13 protein-coding genes are annotated in these 15530 nt (G+C 68.8%); 10 read left to right on the top strand and 3 right to left on the bottom strand.

The window, feature by feature from the left end; translation table 11 throughout:
• Positions 1-3: 3 nt before the first annotated feature.
• The gene (locus O6P37_RS12190; RefSeq protein WP_269894307.1) at positions 4-1734 is read right to left on the bottom strand and encodes an AMP-binding protein; all 1731 of its coding nucleotides are present in this window, start codon (positions 1732-1734) and stop codon (positions 4-6) included.
• 202 nt (positions 1735-1936) lie between these two features.
• On the opposite strand from O6P37_RS12190, the gene O6P37_RS12195 reads away from it, so the two are divergent.
• Together O6P37_RS12195 and O6P37_RS12200 are read left to right on the top strand one after the other, a co-directional pair.
• Positions 1937-3565, top strand: coding sequence for an ABC-F family ATP-binding cassette domain-containing protein (locus tag O6P37_RS12195; RefSeq protein WP_264013848.1), 1629 nt, complete (start codon positions 1937-1939; stop codon positions 3563-3565).
• 104 nt (positions 3566-3669) lie between these two features.
• On the top strand, positions 3670-3864 hold the full coding sequence (locus O6P37_RS12200) for a helix-turn-helix domain-containing protein (RefSeq protein ID WP_264013849.1): 195 nt from the start codon (positions 3670-3672) through the stop codon (positions 3862-3864).
• 3 nt (positions 3865-3867) lie between these two features.
• Here the strand turns inward: O6P37_RS12200 and O6P37_RS12205 are convergent, their stop codons facing one another.
• Together O6P37_RS12205 and O6P37_RS12210 are read right to left on the bottom strand one after the other, a co-directional pair.
• Positions 3868-4431, bottom strand: a complete 564-nt coding sequence (locus O6P37_RS12205; RefSeq protein WP_269894308.1) for a TetR/AcrR family transcriptional regulator — start codon at positions 4429-4431, stop codon at positions 3868-3870.
• Positions 4432-4466: 35 nt separating this feature from the next.
• Positions 4467-7280 (bottom strand): aconitate hydratase, encoded by a 2814-nt coding sequence (locus O6P37_RS12210; protein ID WP_269894309.1) that lies wholly within the window; start codon positions 7278-7280, stop codon positions 4467-4469.
• Between the two features lie 273 nt (positions 7281-7553).
• On the opposite strand from O6P37_RS12210, the gene O6P37_RS12215 reads away from it, so the two are divergent.
• The 8 genes from O6P37_RS12215 to inhA all read left to right on the top strand — a co-directional run bounded on the left by O6P37_RS12215 (position 7554) and on the right by inhA (position 15526).
• Complete coding sequence (locus tag O6P37_RS12215; RefSeq protein WP_269894310.1) at positions 7554-8147, top strand: Rv1476 family membrane protein; 594 nt, start codon at positions 7554-7556, stop codon at positions 8145-8147.
• Between the two features lie 229 nt (positions 8148-8376).
• The gene (gene ripA / locus O6P37_RS12220) at positions 8377-9825 is read left to right on the top strand and encodes an NlpC/P60 family peptidoglycan endopeptidase RipA (RefSeq protein WP_269894311.1); all 1449 of its coding nucleotides are present in this window, start codon (positions 8377-8379) and stop codon (positions 9823-9825) included.
• Positions 9826-9878: 53 nt separating this feature from the next.
• Positions 9879-10547, top strand: coding sequence for an NlpC/P60 family peptidoglycan endopeptidase RipB (gene ripB / locus O6P37_RS12225; protein ID WP_269894312.1), 669 nt, complete (start codon positions 9879-9881; stop codon positions 10545-10547).
• A 156-nt stretch (positions 10548-10703) separates the two neighbouring features.
• Positions 10704-11852: a chaperone MoxR1 gene (gene moxR1, locus O6P37_RS12230; protein ID WP_269894313.1), complete on the top strand. Its 1149-nt coding sequence runs from the start codon at positions 10704-10706 to the stop codon at positions 11850-11852.
• Positions 11849-12796 carry a DUF58 domain-containing protein gene (locus O6P37_RS12235; protein WP_269894314.1) on the top strand — a complete coding sequence of 316 codons (948 nt, stop codon included), beginning with the start codon at positions 11849-11851 and terminating at the stop codon, positions 12794-12796. Before moxR1 ends, O6P37_RS12235 begins: the two co-directional genes overlap by 4 nt.
• Before the next feature lie 24 nt (positions 12797-12820).
• Positions 12821-13828, top strand: coding sequence for a VWA domain-containing protein (locus tag O6P37_RS12240; RefSeq protein ID WP_269894315.1), 1008 nt, complete (start codon positions 12821-12823; stop codon positions 13826-13828).
• A 73-nt stretch (positions 13829-13901) separates the two neighbouring features.
• Complete coding sequence (gene fabG1 / locus O6P37_RS12245; RefSeq protein WP_264013858.1) at positions 13902-14669, top strand: 3-oxoacyl-ACP reductase FabG1; 768 nt, start codon at positions 13902-13904, stop codon at positions 14667-14669.
• 47 nt (positions 14670-14716) lie between these two features.
• Positions 14717-15526, top strand: a complete 810-nt coding sequence (gene inhA / locus O6P37_RS12250; protein ID WP_269894316.1) for an NADH-dependent enoyl-ACP reductase InhA — start codon at positions 14717-14719, stop codon at positions 15524-15526.
• Positions 15527-15530 lie beyond the last annotated feature (4 nt).

Genomic DNA, 15530 nt, shown 5'->3' on the forward strand with positions numbered 1-15530 from the left:
TGCTCAGCCGCCGATGCGGGCCAGGCCGGCGCCGAGGTACTGCTCGGCACACTTCTGCCTGCGGATCTTGCCGCTGGTCGTGGTCGGCAGGGAGCCCCGTGACACCGGCACCAGGTCCGCGACGGTGAGGCCGTGGGTGTTCGCGACGGCGGCGGTGACCTCGTTCACCACCGAATCGAGCCGCTGCTGCGCCTCGGCGGCGCCGCCCGGATCCTTCACCTCCGCCACGATCACCAGCTGCTCGGTCCCGTTCTGCTCCACCGCGATCGCCGCGACCCGGCCACCCGAGACGGCGCTCACGGTGGCTTCGATGTCGTCGGGGTAGTGGTTGCGCCCGCGCACGATCAGCAGGTCCTTGAGGCGGCCGACGATGAACAGTTCGCCTTCGGAGATGAAGCCCAGGTCGCCGGTGCGCAGCCACCCCTCGGCCGGTGTGCCCGCGCTCGGCTGCTCGATCCGGCCGCCGAAGGTGTGTGCGGTCGCCTCGGGCTTGTTCCAGTAGCCCAGGCAGACGTTCTCGCCGCGCGTCCAGATCTCGCCGACGGCGCCCTCTTCGCACTCGCGTGCGGACTCCGGGTCGACGATGCGCACCGCCGGCGAGTCGGGGGTGCCGTAACTGATCAGGCGGGTGCCGTCCGAGCTGCGTTCGGCGATGCCGTCGGACAGCTTGTCGGCGTCGAACGCGACGACGGTCGGCGGATCGCCCGGGGCGTCGGTCGCCACGTACAGCGTCGCCTCGGCCAGGCCGTAGGACGGCCGGATCACGTCGTCCGGCAACCCGTGCTGGGCGAACCGCCGGGTGAACCGGTCGACCGTGGCGGGGTGGACCCGTTCGGCCCCACTCATGATGGCCAGCACGTCGGCCAGGTCGGCGCCGGCCAGGTCGGCGTCGGTGGTGCGAGCGGCGGCCAGGTCGAAGGCGAAGTTCGGGGCGGCGCTGAGCGCGCGCCGGTGGCTGCCGAGCTGCTGCATCCAGCGGGCGGGCCGGGTGAGGAACGCGACGGGGCTGGTGAACACGGTCTCCCAGCCGCCGAGGATGGGTGTGCAGATGCCGAGCAACAGGCCCATGTCGTGATAGAAGGGCAGCCACGACACGACGGTGGTGCCGGCCGGTGCGACGCCGCCGTGGTGGGCGAAGAAGTACGTGGTCATCTGCTCGAAGTTGGTGGACAGGTTGCCGTGCGACACGATCACACCTGCGGGGGTGCGGGTCGAGCCCGAGGTGTACTGCAGGTATGCCACCTCCGGACGAGCCTCTCGGCGACGATCCGGGCGCCGCCTGGCGTCCAGGTCGATGGTGTCCAGCTCGATGATCGTCGGCTCCGGCCCGTCGATGTCCTTCACGCACTGCCGGACCCCGTCGACGGCGGTCGAGGTCGTCAGGATGATCCGGGGTCGCGCGTCGGCGAGGACGGCCTTCACGCGTTCGTCGCCTGCGGCCGACGGCATCGGGGGCGACAGCGGGACCGCGATCAGGTTCGCCTCGAGCGCGGCGAGGAAGCCGGTCACGTACTCCATGCCCTGCGGGGCGGTGATCACCACACGGTCGCCGACCTCCGCGCAGGCCCGGAGCTGGTCGGCGAGGTTGACCGTCCGGCGGTGAAGTCCCGCCCAGGTCACGCAGTCCGGAACGCCTTCGGGGTCCTTGTCGAAGTCCAGATAGGTGAAGGCGACGTCGTGGGGTTGCAGGCTCGCGCGCTCCCTCAGGACAGCAGGGATGGACGACTCGATCACATGTTCCCCCTCCGTGAACGCGCTCGAAATATTCGCGTTTGCAAAGTTTAGGCTAGCTTCGGCGCCCGCCGATCGCGTCCCTCGGGCGGTGTGACGCCGGGCAAACGGTTGGCGTCCCCGGCGCGCCTGCGACTACCCTTGACGGGCTCACGATGATTCGTGTGCACCTCGCCATGTCAGTGAACCCCGCTTAGGAGCAGCCGTGATCACCGCAACGGACCTCGAGGTCCGCGCCGGGGCGCGCACCCTGCTCTCCATCGAAGGATCCGCGCTGCGGATCCAGCCCGGCGACCGGATCGGCCTGGTCGGCCGCAACGGCGCAGGCAAGACCACCACCATGCGCATCCTGGCCGGGGAGGGCGAGCCCTACGCCGGTTCCGTCGTCCGCAGCGGCGAGGTCGGCTACCTGCCCCAGGATCCGCGCGAGGGCGACCTCGACATGCTGGCCCGCGACCGGGTGCTCTCGGCGCGCGGACTGGACACCTTGCTGTCCGAACTGGAGAAGCAACAGGTCCTGATGGCCGAGGTCGCCGACGACGCCACCCGGGACAAGGCGGTACGCCGCTACGGCGTGCTCGAGGAGCGGTTCGCCGCGCTGGGCGGCTACGCCGCCGAGAGCGAGGCGGGCCGGATCTGCGCCAGCCTCGGTCTGCCCGAGCGCATCCTGACCCAGCCGCTGCGGACGCTGTCCGGCGGCCAGCGCCGTCGCGTGGAACTGGCCCGCATCCTGTTCGCCGCGTCGGACACGGGGTCGGGTTCGGACACCACCCTGCTGCTCGACGAGCCGACCAACCACCTCGACGCCGACTCGATCGGCTGGTTGCGCAGCTTCCTGCAGAACCACGCCGGCGGGCTCGTGGTGATCAGCCACGACGTGGACCTGCTGGCCGACGTCGTCAACCGGGTGTGGTTCCTCGACGCCGTACGCGGCGAGGCGGACGTCTACAACATGGGCTGGCAGAAGTACCTCGACGCCCGCGCGACCGACGAGCAACGCCGGCGCCGGGAACGGGCGAACGCCGAGAAGAAGGCGTCCGCGCTGCGCACCCAGGCCGCCAAGATGGGCGCCAAGGCCACCAAAGCCGTTGCCGCACAGAACATGCTGCGGCGCGCCGAGCGGATGATCGCCGAGCTCGACGACGAGCGGGTGGCCGACAAGGTCGCCAAGATCCGGTTCCCGACACCTGCGGTCTGCGGCCGGACGCCGTTGGTGGCCAAGGGACTCACCAAGACCTACGGCTCGCTGGAGATCTTCACCGGTGTCGACCTGGCGATCGACAAGGGCTCGCGCGTCGTCGTACTCGGACTCAACGGTGCGGGCAAGACGACACTGCTGCGGATCCTGGCCGGGGTGGAGAAAGCCGACGCCGGTGCCATCGAACCCGGTCACGGTCTGCGGATGGGGTACTTCGCGCAGGAGCACGACACCATCGACGGCAACGCCACGGTGTGGGAGAACATCCGCCACGCCGCACCCGACACCGGCGAGCAGGACTTGCGCAGCCTGCTCGGGGCGTTCATGTTCACCGGTCCGCAGCTCGATCAATTCGCGGGCACCCTCTCCGGCGGTGAGAAGACCCGCCTGGCGCTGGCCGGGTTGGTGGCATCCACGGCCAACGTGCTGCTGCTCGACGAGCCGACCAACAACCTCGATCCGGCGTCTCGAGAGCAGGTTCTCGACGCGCTGCGGAGCTACCAGGGTGCCGTCGTGCTCGTCACCCACGATCCGGGAGCGGCCGAAGCACTCGACCCGCAGCGGGTGGTGCTGCTGCCCGACGGCACCGAGGACTTCTGGTCCGACGAGTACCGCGATCTCATCGAACTGGCGTAGCCAGAAAGCGAACCCTTTGTGCAATTTGCCCCGCCGCTTGGTTGACAGTTCCTAACCTGGGTACTCGTCGGGACAGTCGGGGCAGATACGGCGGGGAGATGTCGATGAAAGATGCCAACAAGTCCCGGGAGCAGTTGCTGACGGAACTTCGGAGGGCTTACGAGAGCGGGGCGAGCATTCGCTCTCTGGTGGCCACCACGGGCCGGTCCTACGGCTCGGTGCACAGCATGCTGCGCGAGGCGGGGGTCACCATGCGCAGCAGGGGCGGGCCGAATCACCGGACCCGCCGCGCTAGTTGACCGTCACTGCTGACGGACCGACGCCTCGACGAGGTCGAGTACCGCACTGAGTTTCTCCGGATCGTCACCGGAGGCGAGACGCGCGACGATGCCGTCGAGCACCAGATCCAGGTACATGTGCAGCACCTCGCTGGGAACGTCGTCGCGCAACCGCCCGGCCTGCTTCTGACGGCGCAGCCGGGCGGTGATCGCGGTCGTCAATTCGGCTGACCGCTCCGACCAGCCGCGGTGGAACGCTGGATCGTTGCGGAGTTTGCGGGCGATCTCCAACCGGGTGGCCAGCCAGTCGAACTGTTCGGGTGCCGCCAGCAAGTCGCGCATCACCTGGATGAGGCCTTCGCGCGACGCGACCTCAGCCATCCGCTCGGCGTCCTCACGGGCCAGTTCGAAGAACAGCGTGTCCTTGTCCCGGAAGTGATGGAAGATCGCGCCGCGCGACAGCCCGATGGTCTGTTCGAGCCGCCGCACGGTCGCGTTCTCGTATCCGTTCTCGGCGAAGCACCGTCGAGCGCCGTCGAGAATCTGGCGGCGGCGCGCCGCCAGATGGTCGTCGGTTACCCGCGGCAAGGGTCAACTCCTCGTGCAGCGCTCGCCGGCACGTGCTACTTGGACCGGAGCATGTTGCGCAGCACGTACTGCAGGATGCCGCCGTTGCGGTAGTAGTCCGCCTCCCCGGGGGTGTCGATGCGCACCACGGCGTCGAATTCGATCGGATCGCCGCCGTCCTTGGTAGCCTTGACGTGCACGGTCTTGGGCGTCTTGCCCTCGTTCAGGTCCTCGATCCCGGTGATGTCGAAGGTCTCGGTGCCGTCCAGCTTCAGCGACGCCGCCGATTCGCCCTCCGGGAACTGCAGCGGGATCACGCCCATGCCGATTAGGTTCGACCGGTGGATGCGCTCGAAGGACTCGACGATCACCGCGCGCACCCCGAGCAGCGAGGTGCCCTTGGCCGCCCAGTCCCGCGACGACCCCGACCCGTACTCCTTACCGCCCAGCACGACCAGGGGAGTGCCCTGCTCCGCGTAGTTCTGCGCGGCGTCGTAGATGAACGCCTGCGGCGCGTCATCCTGGGTGAAGTCGCGGGTGTAGCCGCCCGACACATCGTCGAGCAGCTGGTTCTTCAGCCGGATGTTAGCGAAGGTGCCGCGGATCATCACCTCGTGGTTGCCGCGGCGTGACCCGTAGGAGTTGTAGTCCTTCTTGTCCACGCCGTGTTCGTCGAGGTACTGCGCCGCAGGGGTTCCGGGCTTGATGCTGCCCGCCGGCGAGATGTGGTCGGTGGTCACCGAGTCACCCAGCAGCGCGAGGACACGGGCGCCGCTGATGTCGGTGACCGGCTCGGGCTCGGCGGGCATCCCGTCGAAGTACGGAGGCTTGCGCACGTACGTCGAGTCCTGATCCCAGTCGAACGTGTCACCGCTGGGGGTGGGCAGGTTGCGCCACCGCTCGTCGCCCTTGAACACGTCGGCGTAGTTCTTGACGAACATCTCGGTGTTGATCGCCGAGGCGATGGTGTCGGTGATGTCCTGCTGCGACGGCCAGATGTCCTTGAGGAACACCTCGTTGCCGTCGTCGTCCTTGCCGAGGGCCTCGGATTCGAAGTCGAAGTCCATGGTGCCCGCCAGCGCGTAGGCGATGACCAGCGGCGGTGACGCGAGGTAGTTCATCTTCACGTCGGGATTGATGCGGCCCTCGAAGTTGCGGTTGCCGGACAGCACCGCGGTGACCGACAGGTCGTTGTCGTTGATGGCCTTGCTGGTCTCCTCGGGCAGCGGGCCCGAGTTGCCGATGCACGTGGTGCAGCCGTAGCCCACCAGGAAGAAGCCCAGCTTCTCCAGGTAGGGCCACAGGCCGGCCTTGTCGTAGTAGTCGGTGACCACCTGCGAGCCGGGAGCCATGGTGGTCTTCACCCACGGCTTGGACGTCAGGCCCTTGTCGACGGCGTTCTTGGCCAGCAGTGCCGCCCCGATCATCACCTCGGGGTTCGAGGTGTTGGTGCACGAGGTGATCGCCGCGATCACCACCGCACCGTGGTCGAGCACGAACTCGCCGAGCTCGTCGGATTTCACGGTGATCGGGTTGGTCGGCCTGCCCTCGGCGCCGTTGGCCGCGGAGACCACGTCGACGGCGTCCTCCTCGGCGAACGACAGCGACACGGGGTCGCTGCCCGGGAACGTCTCCTCGACCGCCTCGTCGACGTTGGAGTGCGCGGCGGAGTTGCCGTTCTCCACGTAGTTGTGGATGTCCTTGCGGAACGCCGACTTCGCGTCGTCGAGGGCGATGCGGTCCTGCGGGCGCTTCGGCCCGGCGATCGAGGGCACCACGTCGGCAAGGTCGAGTTCCAGGTACTCGGAGAACTTGGGTTCCTTGCTCGGGTCGTGCCACATGCCCTGCTCTTTGGCGTACGCCTCGACCAGCGCCAGCTTCTCCTCGCTGCGACCGGTCATCCGCAGGTAGTCGATGGTCACCTCGTCGATCGGGAAAATCGCTGCGGTGGAACCGAACTCAGGGCTCATGTTGCCCAGCGTGGCCCGGTTGGCCAGCGGCACCTCGGCGACGCCCTCGCCGTAGAACTCGACGAACTTGCCTACCACGCCGTGCTTGCGCAGCATCTCGGTGACCGTGAGCACCACGTCGGTGGCCGTCACGCCGGGGCGACGCTCGCCGGACAGCTTGAATCCGACGACGCGGGGGATGAGCATCGACACCGGCTGGCCCAACATCGCGGCCTCGGCCTCGATGCCGCCCACGCCCCAGCCAAGCACGCCGACGCCGTTCTCCATCGTGGTGTGGCTGTCGGTGCCCACGCAGGTGTCGGGGTAGGCCACCCCGTCGCGCTCCATGACGACGCTCGCCAGGTACTCGATGTTGACCTGGTGGACGATGCCGGTGCCCGGCGGGACGACCTTGAAGTCGTCGAAGGCGCCCTGTCCCCAGCGCAGGAACTGGTAGCGCTCTCCGTTGCGCTCGTACTCGATCTCCACGTTGCGCTCGAAGGCGTTCGCGGTGCCGAACAGGTCGGCGATCACCGAGTGGTCGATCACCAGATCGGCCGGCGCCAGCGGGTTGACCTGCTGCGGGTCGCCGCCCAGGTCGCCGACGGCCTCGCGCATGGTGGCCAGGTCGACGATGCAGGGCACGCCGGTGAAGTCCTGCATGATGACGCGCGCCGGGGTGAACTGGATCTCGATGCTGGGATCGGCCTCCGGGTCCCACTGGGCGATCGCCTCGATGTGGTCCTTGGTGATGTTCGTGCCGTCCTCGGTGCGCAGCAGGTTCTCCGCGAGCACCTTGAGGCTGTAGGGCAGCTTGTCGGTGCCCTCCACCGCGTCGAGGCGGTAGATCTCGTAGTTTTTGTCCCCGACTTTCAGCGTGTCGCGGGCTCCGAACGAATTCTCCGAATCCTTGCTGCTCACTTCAACTCCCGGCTGTCAACGTGCCGCGACGGGCTGTGTCGGCGGCGTTTCGATTCTAACAGTACGCTTGTCCTGCAAAGAACCCAAGGGGGGTGTCACCCAGTCTCGTCGCCCCCGGTGGCGCGTGCCACCGGACGGATACCCACGCTCGGGGGAGGAGATTCCCGCTCCTGCCCGCCGGACCCAATCCCGCGTCGCTTCGCTCCTGCCCGCTGGACCCAATCCCGCGTCGCTTCGCTCCTGCCCGCCGCTGCGATTAGGTACCTTCCTCCTGTGACCGGACCGCACGTGCCGCCGTTCCTGCCCGCATTCGTCCCGCGGGAGCTGTGTGACACCGTCGGCGTCGACCCCGCCCAGCCCGGCGCTCCCGCCACGTGCGTGGACATCGTCCGCACCGACGTGGACGGCGACGGCGTGAGTGCCCGCGGTGCCTCGCCGGAGCAGGTCGCCGCGCTGCAACAGGTGGTCGCCGACGCCCGCGACGACGGCATCGACCTCAAGGTCGTCGTCATGAACCGCGACCCCGCGATCGACACCCCGCTGCGCGACGTCGCCACCGAGGTCGGCGAGGCGTACCCGGATTCGACCGTGCTGGTCCTCAGCCCATCCCACGCCGGCACGTACAGCACGACCTTCGACCGGGCAACCCTCGAGGCCGGCCAGGACCTCGCCAAGACCGGCGACCCGGTGCAGTCGTCGGCCAATTTCGTCAGCCAGTTGGAAACCGGGGATTTCCCCTGGACGGCATTGACCATTGTGCTCGTCGTCGGGGTCCTCGCGGCGACCGTTGCGACCCGCTTGCTGCAGATACGCGGCAAACGCGCTCATGCCGACAAGACCGCCGAAAGCGCTGTCCCGCAAGCTTGATGGCGTCGCCGCGCTGACGGCGGCAAATTACAAACATCACAATTCGGTCACGTCTATTTCAATTACAAGCGTGTAATTTGTGACTTAAGTTTCTTTGGCGTCCATTGTGACGTACGGTGCGTTCGGTGCCTATTGATGCAGTTGTGCAGGATGTGACTGGTGCGATCAGAGGTGCCGCTGTGACTGCGTATCGCCGCGCATCCTTGATCTCGAGGAGACCTGAGTCGACATGAGACCCTTCTCTCGCGCCTCGGCGTACCGGATCTGCGCACTGCCCCTCGCCGCGGGCATGCTGCTCGCCACCGCACTGTGGAGCGGCCCGGTGGCCGCGGCGGACCCCAACGGCGCCGCCGGAGTCGCCGGCCTGGTGGCCGCGGTCGCCAACGCCGACCAGGAATTGCAGGAACTCGGCGCCGCCGTGCAGACCCAGCAGGAGAGCGTCAACAAGGCGATCGTCGAGGTCTCGGCCGCCCGCGACGCGGCCGCCGCCGCCCAGCGCGACGTCGAGGCCAGCCGCACCGGCATCGAGGACGCCAACATCGCGATCGCCGCTGCCCAGAAGCGCTTCGACACCTTCGCGGCGGCCACCTACGTCAACGGCCCGTCGAGCTCCTATCTGACCGCATCCGACCCGGCCGACGTCATCTCCACCGCCGCCACCGGCCAGGCGCTGTCGACCAGTTCGCAGCAGGTGCTCGCGAATCTGCAGCGGGCGCGCACCGAGCAGGTGAACAAGGAGTCGGCGGCACGGCTGGCCAAGCAGAAGGCCGACGAGGCCGCTACCGCCGCGCAGACCAGCCAGGACGCTGCAGTGGCGGCGCTGACGCAGGCGCAGAGCACCTTCGGATCGCAGCAGGCGGAGCTGACCCGGCTCACCGCCGAGCGCGGTGCGGCCCAGGCGCGGCTCGAGCAGGCCCGTGCGGCGAATCCGGGACCGGCGCCCGCGGGCACGCCCGCGCCCCTCGCCCGCAACGCCGATCCCGCGGGCACGCCCGCGCCCCTCGCCCGCAACGCCGATCCCGCGGGCAACTGGGACCGCGCCCCAGCGGCGGCACCCGGAGGCGCGAACTGGGACACCCAATGGGATCCCACCCTGCCCGCGATCCCCAGCGCGTTCGTCAGCGGCGACCCGATCGCGATCATCAACACGGTGCTCGGTATCGGGTCGACCTCGGCTCAGCTCACCCAGCAGATGGGCCGCGGCTTCCTGCAGAAGATGGGCCTGCTGCCCACGCCCTCCGGCTACACCAACGGGGCGATCCCGCGCGTGTACGGCAGGCAGGCCACCGAGTACGTCATCAAACGGATGGGGTCGCAGATGGGCGTGCCCTACTCGTGGGGCGGCGGCAACGCCAACGGCCCGAGCCGTGGCATCGACTCCGGTGCGGGCACCGTGGGATTCGACTGCTCCGGACTGATGCTGTACGGCTTCGCCGGTGTCGGCATCAAGCTCGACCACTACTCGGGTTCGCAGTACAACGCGGGCCGAAAGGTTCCTTCATCGCAGATGCGCCGAGGCGACATGATCTTCTACGGACCCAACGCCAGCCAGCACGTGGCGATGTACCTCGGCAACGGCCAGATGCTGGAGGCGCCCTACACGGGTTCCCATGTCAAGGTCTCGGCGGTCCGAACGAGCGGTATGACGCCGTACGTGACGCGTCTCATCGAGTGGTGAACCGGGTGAAATTGTTCTTCCGCAATACTTTCGGCTGCGCAAAAGGTCTCGCCGTGTTCATCGCGGCGATCGCGCTGGCATTCGGGCTCGCGGTGCCCGCCGCCGCCGCGCCCGACGACGGCCAGTGGGATCCCACACTGCCCAAGCTGATCAGCGCCGGCGCGCCCGGTGACCCGCTCGCCATCGCCAACGCCTCGCTGGCGGCCACCGCGCAGGCCACCGAGGTCACCATGGGCCTTGGCAAGAAATTCCTGCAGAACATCGGACTGGCACCGAAGGACGCCGTGCCCGCCGGTGTCGCGCCCGGCGTGGTGCGCGGCCCGCAGGCCGTCGAGTACGTCATCCGCCGCGGCGCCTCCCAGATGGGCGTGCCCTACTCGTGGGGCGGTGGCAAGCCCAACGGCCCCAGCCGCGGCATCGACTCCGGCGCGAACACCGTCGGCTACGACTGCTCGGGATTCACCCAGTTCTCGTTCGCCGGGGTCGGCGTGCTGATCCCGAAGTACTCCGGCGACCAGTACGACGCCGGCCGCAAGGTGCCGCTGGCCCAGGGCAAGCGGGGCGACCTGCTGTTCTGGGGACCCGGAGGCAGCCAGCACGTGGCCATCTACCTCGGCGGCGGGCAGATGCTCGAGGCGTCGGGCAGCGCGGGCAAAGTGACCGTGAGCCCGCTGCGCAAATCCGGTCTGCAGCCCTACGTCGCGCGGATCATCGAGTACTGAGCGCAACCTGAGGGCAGCCTGAGGCATCGTGGGCGACGTCGACGGATTCCTGACTGCCTGGAATAGTTGACGGCGGGCACCGCAGCGGCCCGGCAGAATGCGTGTTGACGCAGTGAGAACGGCGTCGTGACCAGACAGCACATTGGGAGGATCTTGATGACGTCACCGAGTGGTCCGCCGCAGGGCGCCGGAGCGCACCCCGGCTCGGCCCCGGCGCAGGGTTACGCTCCCGCCCCGACCGGAACCCAGCCCCCCGCGCCGCCCGGACACAACGGCGGCCTCCAGGGCGAGGTGCACACGCTGGAACGGGCCATCTTCGAGGTCAAGCGGATCATCGTCGGTCAGGACCGGCTCGTCGAGCGGATGCTCGTCGGTCTGCTCGCCAAGGGTCACGTGCTGCTCGAGGGCGTTCCCGGCGTCGCCAAGACCCTCGCGGTGGAGACCTTCGCCAAGGTCGTCGGCGGCACCTTCGCGCGCATCCAGTTCACCCCCGACCTGGTGCCCACCGACATCGTCGGCACCAGGATCTACCGCGTGGGCAAAGAGGAGTTCGACATCGAACTCGGCCCGGTGGTGGTCAACTTCCTGCTGGCCGACGAGATCAACCGCGCGCCCGCCAAGGTGCAGTCCGCGCTGCTCGAGGTGATGGCCGAGCGCAAGATCTCCATCGGCGGCAAGACCTTCCCGCTGCCCAACCCGTTCCTGGTGATGGCCACGCAGAACCCCATCGAGCAGGAGGGCGTCTACGCACTGCCCGAGGCGCAGCGCGACCGGTTCCTGTTCAAGCTGAACATCGACTACCCCACGCCCGAGGAAGAGCGCGAGATCATCTACCGGATGGGCGTGAAGCCCCCGGAGCCCAAGCAGATCCTCAACCCCAATGACCTGATCCGGCTGCAGGACGTGGCCGCCAACACCTTCGTGCACCACGCGCTGGTCGACTACGTCGTGCGGATCGTCACGGCCACCCGTGAGCCGGAGAAGTTCGGCATGCCCGACGCCAAGGCCTGGATCGCCTACGGCGCCTCGCCGCGCGCATCGCTGGGCATCATCGCCGCGTCCCGGGCGCTCGCGCTGATCCGCGGTCGCGACTACGTCGTCCCGCAGGACGTCGTCGAGGTCATCCCCGACGTGCTGCGGCACCGCCTCGTGCTGACCTACGACGCGCTCGCCGACGAGGTCTCCGCCGAGACGGTGATCAACCGCATCATGCAGACCGTGGCGCTGCCCCAGGTGAATGCCATTCCGCAGCAAGGCCATTCGGTGCCGACTGCCGTACCCGCCGCAGCGGCCAGCGGTCGGTGACCGGCGACGAAGGCCGTTCGGTCGACCCGCCGTCCCTGCAGCGGGGCCAGATCCGCGATCCCGCGCTGTCGGCGGCGCTGCGCAAGCTCGAGCTGACCGTCCGGCGCAAGCTCGACGGGGTGCTGCACGGCGACCATCTCGGGCTGATCCCGGGACCCGGCTCCGAGCCGGGCGAATCGCGGGTCTACCAGCCCGGCGACGACGTGCGCCGGATGGACTGGTCGGTGACCGCCCGCACCAACGCGCCGCACGTCCGGCAGATGATCGCCGACCGCGAGCTGGAGACGTGGCTGGTGGTGGACATGTCCGCCAGCCTCGACTTCGGCACGGCCCGTTGCGAGAAGCGCGATCTCGCCGTCGCCGCCGCGGCCGCCATCGCCTTCCTCAACAGTGGCGGCGGCAACCGGCTGGGCGCCGTCATCTCCAACGGCGACACCGTGCGCCGGGTGCCGGCCCTGTCGGGCCGCATCCACGAGCAGGAGCTGCTGCGGGCGATCGCGACCACGCCGCGGGCGCCGGTCGGTGTGCGCGGCGACCTGGCCGCCTCGATCGACGCGCTGCGCCGTCCGGAACGGCGGCGGGGGATGGCCGTGATCATCAGTGACTTCCTCGGCCCGATCGACTGGATGCGCCCGCTGCGGGCCATCGCCGGCCGCCACGAGGTGCTCGGCATCGAGGTGCTCGACCCGCGCGACGTCGAACTGCCCGAGGTGGGTGACGTGATCCTGCAGGACACCGAGACCGGCGTCACCCGCGAATTCACCATCGACCATCAGCTGCGCAGTGACTTCGAGCAGGCCGCGGCGGCGCACCGCGCCGAGGTCGCCCGCACGCTGCGCCGCTGCAACGCCCCGCTGCTCACCCTGCGCACCGACCGGGACTGGATCGCCGACGTGGTCCGCTTCGTCGCGAACCGGCGACGCGGCGCGCTGGCGGGCCGGTAAAGACGACGAAATGACAAGCCGTACATGACTTTGCCGCTTCTGGGTCCGATGACGCTCTCGGACTTCAAACATCCGTGGTTCTTCGCGTTCCTGCTGGTGGTGGTCGGGCTCGTCGCGCTCTACATCATCGTGCAGGCGGCGCGGCAGAAGCGGATCCTGCGCTTCGCCAACATGGAGCTGCTGGAGAGCGTGGCGCCCACGCGACCCAGCCGGATGCGGCACCTGCCCGCGATCCTGCTGATCCTGTCGCTGACGCTGCTCACCGTCGCGATGGCCGGTCCCACCCAGGACGTCCGGATACCGCGCAACCGCGCGGTGGTGATGCTGGTGATCGACGTCTCGCAGTCGATGCGTGCCACCGACGTGGCGCCCAGCCGGCTCGCGGCCGCGCAGGAGGCGTCCAAGCAGTTCGCCGACGAGCTCACCCCCGGGATCAACCTCGGCCTGATCGCCTACGCGGGCACCGCGACGGTGCTGGTCTCGCCGACCACCAACCGCGACGCCACCAAGAACGCCATCGACAAGCTGCAGCTCGCCGACCGCACGGCGACCGGTGAGGGCATCTTCACCGCGCTGCAGGCGATCGCCACCGTCGGCGCGGTGATCGGCGGTGGTGACGAAGCGCCCCCGGCCCGCATCGTGCTGTTCTCCGACGGCAAGGAGACCGTGCCGTCGAACCCCGACAACCCCAAGGGCGCGTTCACCGCGGCGCGCACCGCCAAAGACCAGGGCGTCCCGATCTCGACGATCTCCTTCGGCACCCCCTACGGCTACGTCGAGATCAACGAGCAGCGCCAGCCTGTCCCGGTCGACGACGAGATGCTCGAGCGGATCGCCGACCTGTCCGGCGGGGAGGCCTACACCGCCTCGACGCTCGAACAGCTGCGCGAGGTCTACAGCAACCTGCAGCAGCAGATCGGCTACGAGACGATCAAGGGCGACGCGAGCGTCGGCTGGCTACGGCTGGGCGCGCTGCTGCTGGCCGTGGCGGCACTGGCGGCGCTGCTGATCAACCGCCGACTGCCGAACTAGGCGCCGCGGTGCGTCCGTGTGACGCCTTCGGGCGATTTCTGGCTGGTGGCGGCGAGGCGTTAAGTTGGCCGTCATGACTGTGACCGACAATCCCGCGCAGGCCGGCGCCGAGGCCGCCGGGGGCCGCCCGTCCTTCGTCTCGCGTTCGGTGCTGGTCACCGGCGGTAACCGCGGCATCGGACTGGCCATCGCGCAACGGCTGGCCGCCGACGGCCACAAGGTGGCCGTGACCCACCGCGGCTCCGGCGCCCCCGAGGGCCTGTTCGGCGTCGTCTGTGACGTCACCGACAACGAGGCCGTCGACCGCGCGTTCAAAGAGGTCGAGGAACACCAGGGCCCGGTCGAGGTGCTGGTCTCCAACGCCGGCATCTCCCAGGACGCGTTCCTGATGCGGATGACCGAGGAGCGCTTCGAGAACGTCATCAACGCGAACCTCACCGGGGCGTTCCGTGTGGCTCAGCGCGCTTCGCGCAGCATGCAGCGCAAACGCTTCGGCCGGATCATCTTCATCGGTTCGGTGTCGGGCATGTGGGGGATCGGCAACCAGGCCAACTATGCGGCGGCCAAGGCGGGACTGATCGGGATGGCGCGCTCGATCTCCCGGGAACTGTCCAAGGCAGGCGTCACCGCGAACGTGGTTGCACCCGGCTACATCGACACCGAGATGACCCGCGCGCTGGACGAGCGGATCCAGGAGGGGGCGCTGCAGTTCATCCCGGCGAAGCGGGTCGGCACCGCCGAGGACGTCGCCGGCGCGGTCAGCTTCCTGGCGTCCGAGGACGCGGGCTACATCGCCGGTGCGGTGATCCCGGTCGACGGCGGAATGGGCATGGGCCACTGAGCCACCCGCTCCCGCCCACTACGAACTTTGAAGAAGGAGTCAGCACAATGACAGGTCTGCTCGAAGGCAAGCGCATCCTCGTCACGGGGATCATCACCGACTCGTCCATCGCGTTCCACATCGCCAAGGTGGCGCAGGAGGCCGGCGCGGAGGTCGTCTGCACCGGCTTCAACCGCCTGCGGCTGATCGAGCGCATCCTCGACCGGCTGCCGGCCAAGCCGCCGCTGCTCGAGCTCGACGTGCAGGACGAGAAGCACCTCGACACGCTCGCCGACCGGATCACCGAGGTCATCGGCGCCGGAAACAAGCTCGACGGCGTTGTGCACTCGATCGGCTTCATGCCGCAGACCGGAATGGGCGTCAACCCGTTCTTCGACGCGCCCTACGAGGACGTCGCCAAGGGCATCCACATCTCGGCCTACTCCTACGCCTCGCTCGCCAAAGCGGTGCTGCCGGTGATGAATTCCGGCGGCGGGATCGTGGGCATGGACTTCGACCCGACCCGCGCGATGCCCGCCTACAATTGGATGACCGTCGCCAAGAGCGCGCTGGAATCGGTGAACCGGTTCGTCGCGCGTGAGGCGGGCACCTTCGGGGTTCGGTCGAATCTCGTTGCCGCCGGTCCGATCCGGACGCTGGCCATGAGCGCCATCGTCGGCGGCGCCCTCGGTGACGAAGCCGGCGCCCAGATGCAGCTGCTCGAGGAGGGCTGGGATCAGCGTGCGCCGCTGGGCTGGAACATGAAAGACCCGACGCCCGTGGCGAAGACGGTCTGCGCACTGCTGTCGGACTGGCTGCCCGCCACCACCGGCACCATCGTCTACGCCGACGGTGGCGCCAGCACCCAGCTGCTGTAGCCGG

Origin of the sequence: Mycobacterium hippophais, assembly GCF_027529605.1 — a bacterium.
Taxonomy (GTDB): domain Bacteria; phylum Actinomycetota; class Actinomycetes; order Mycobacteriales; family Mycobacteriaceae; genus Mycobacterium; species Mycobacterium arseniciresistens.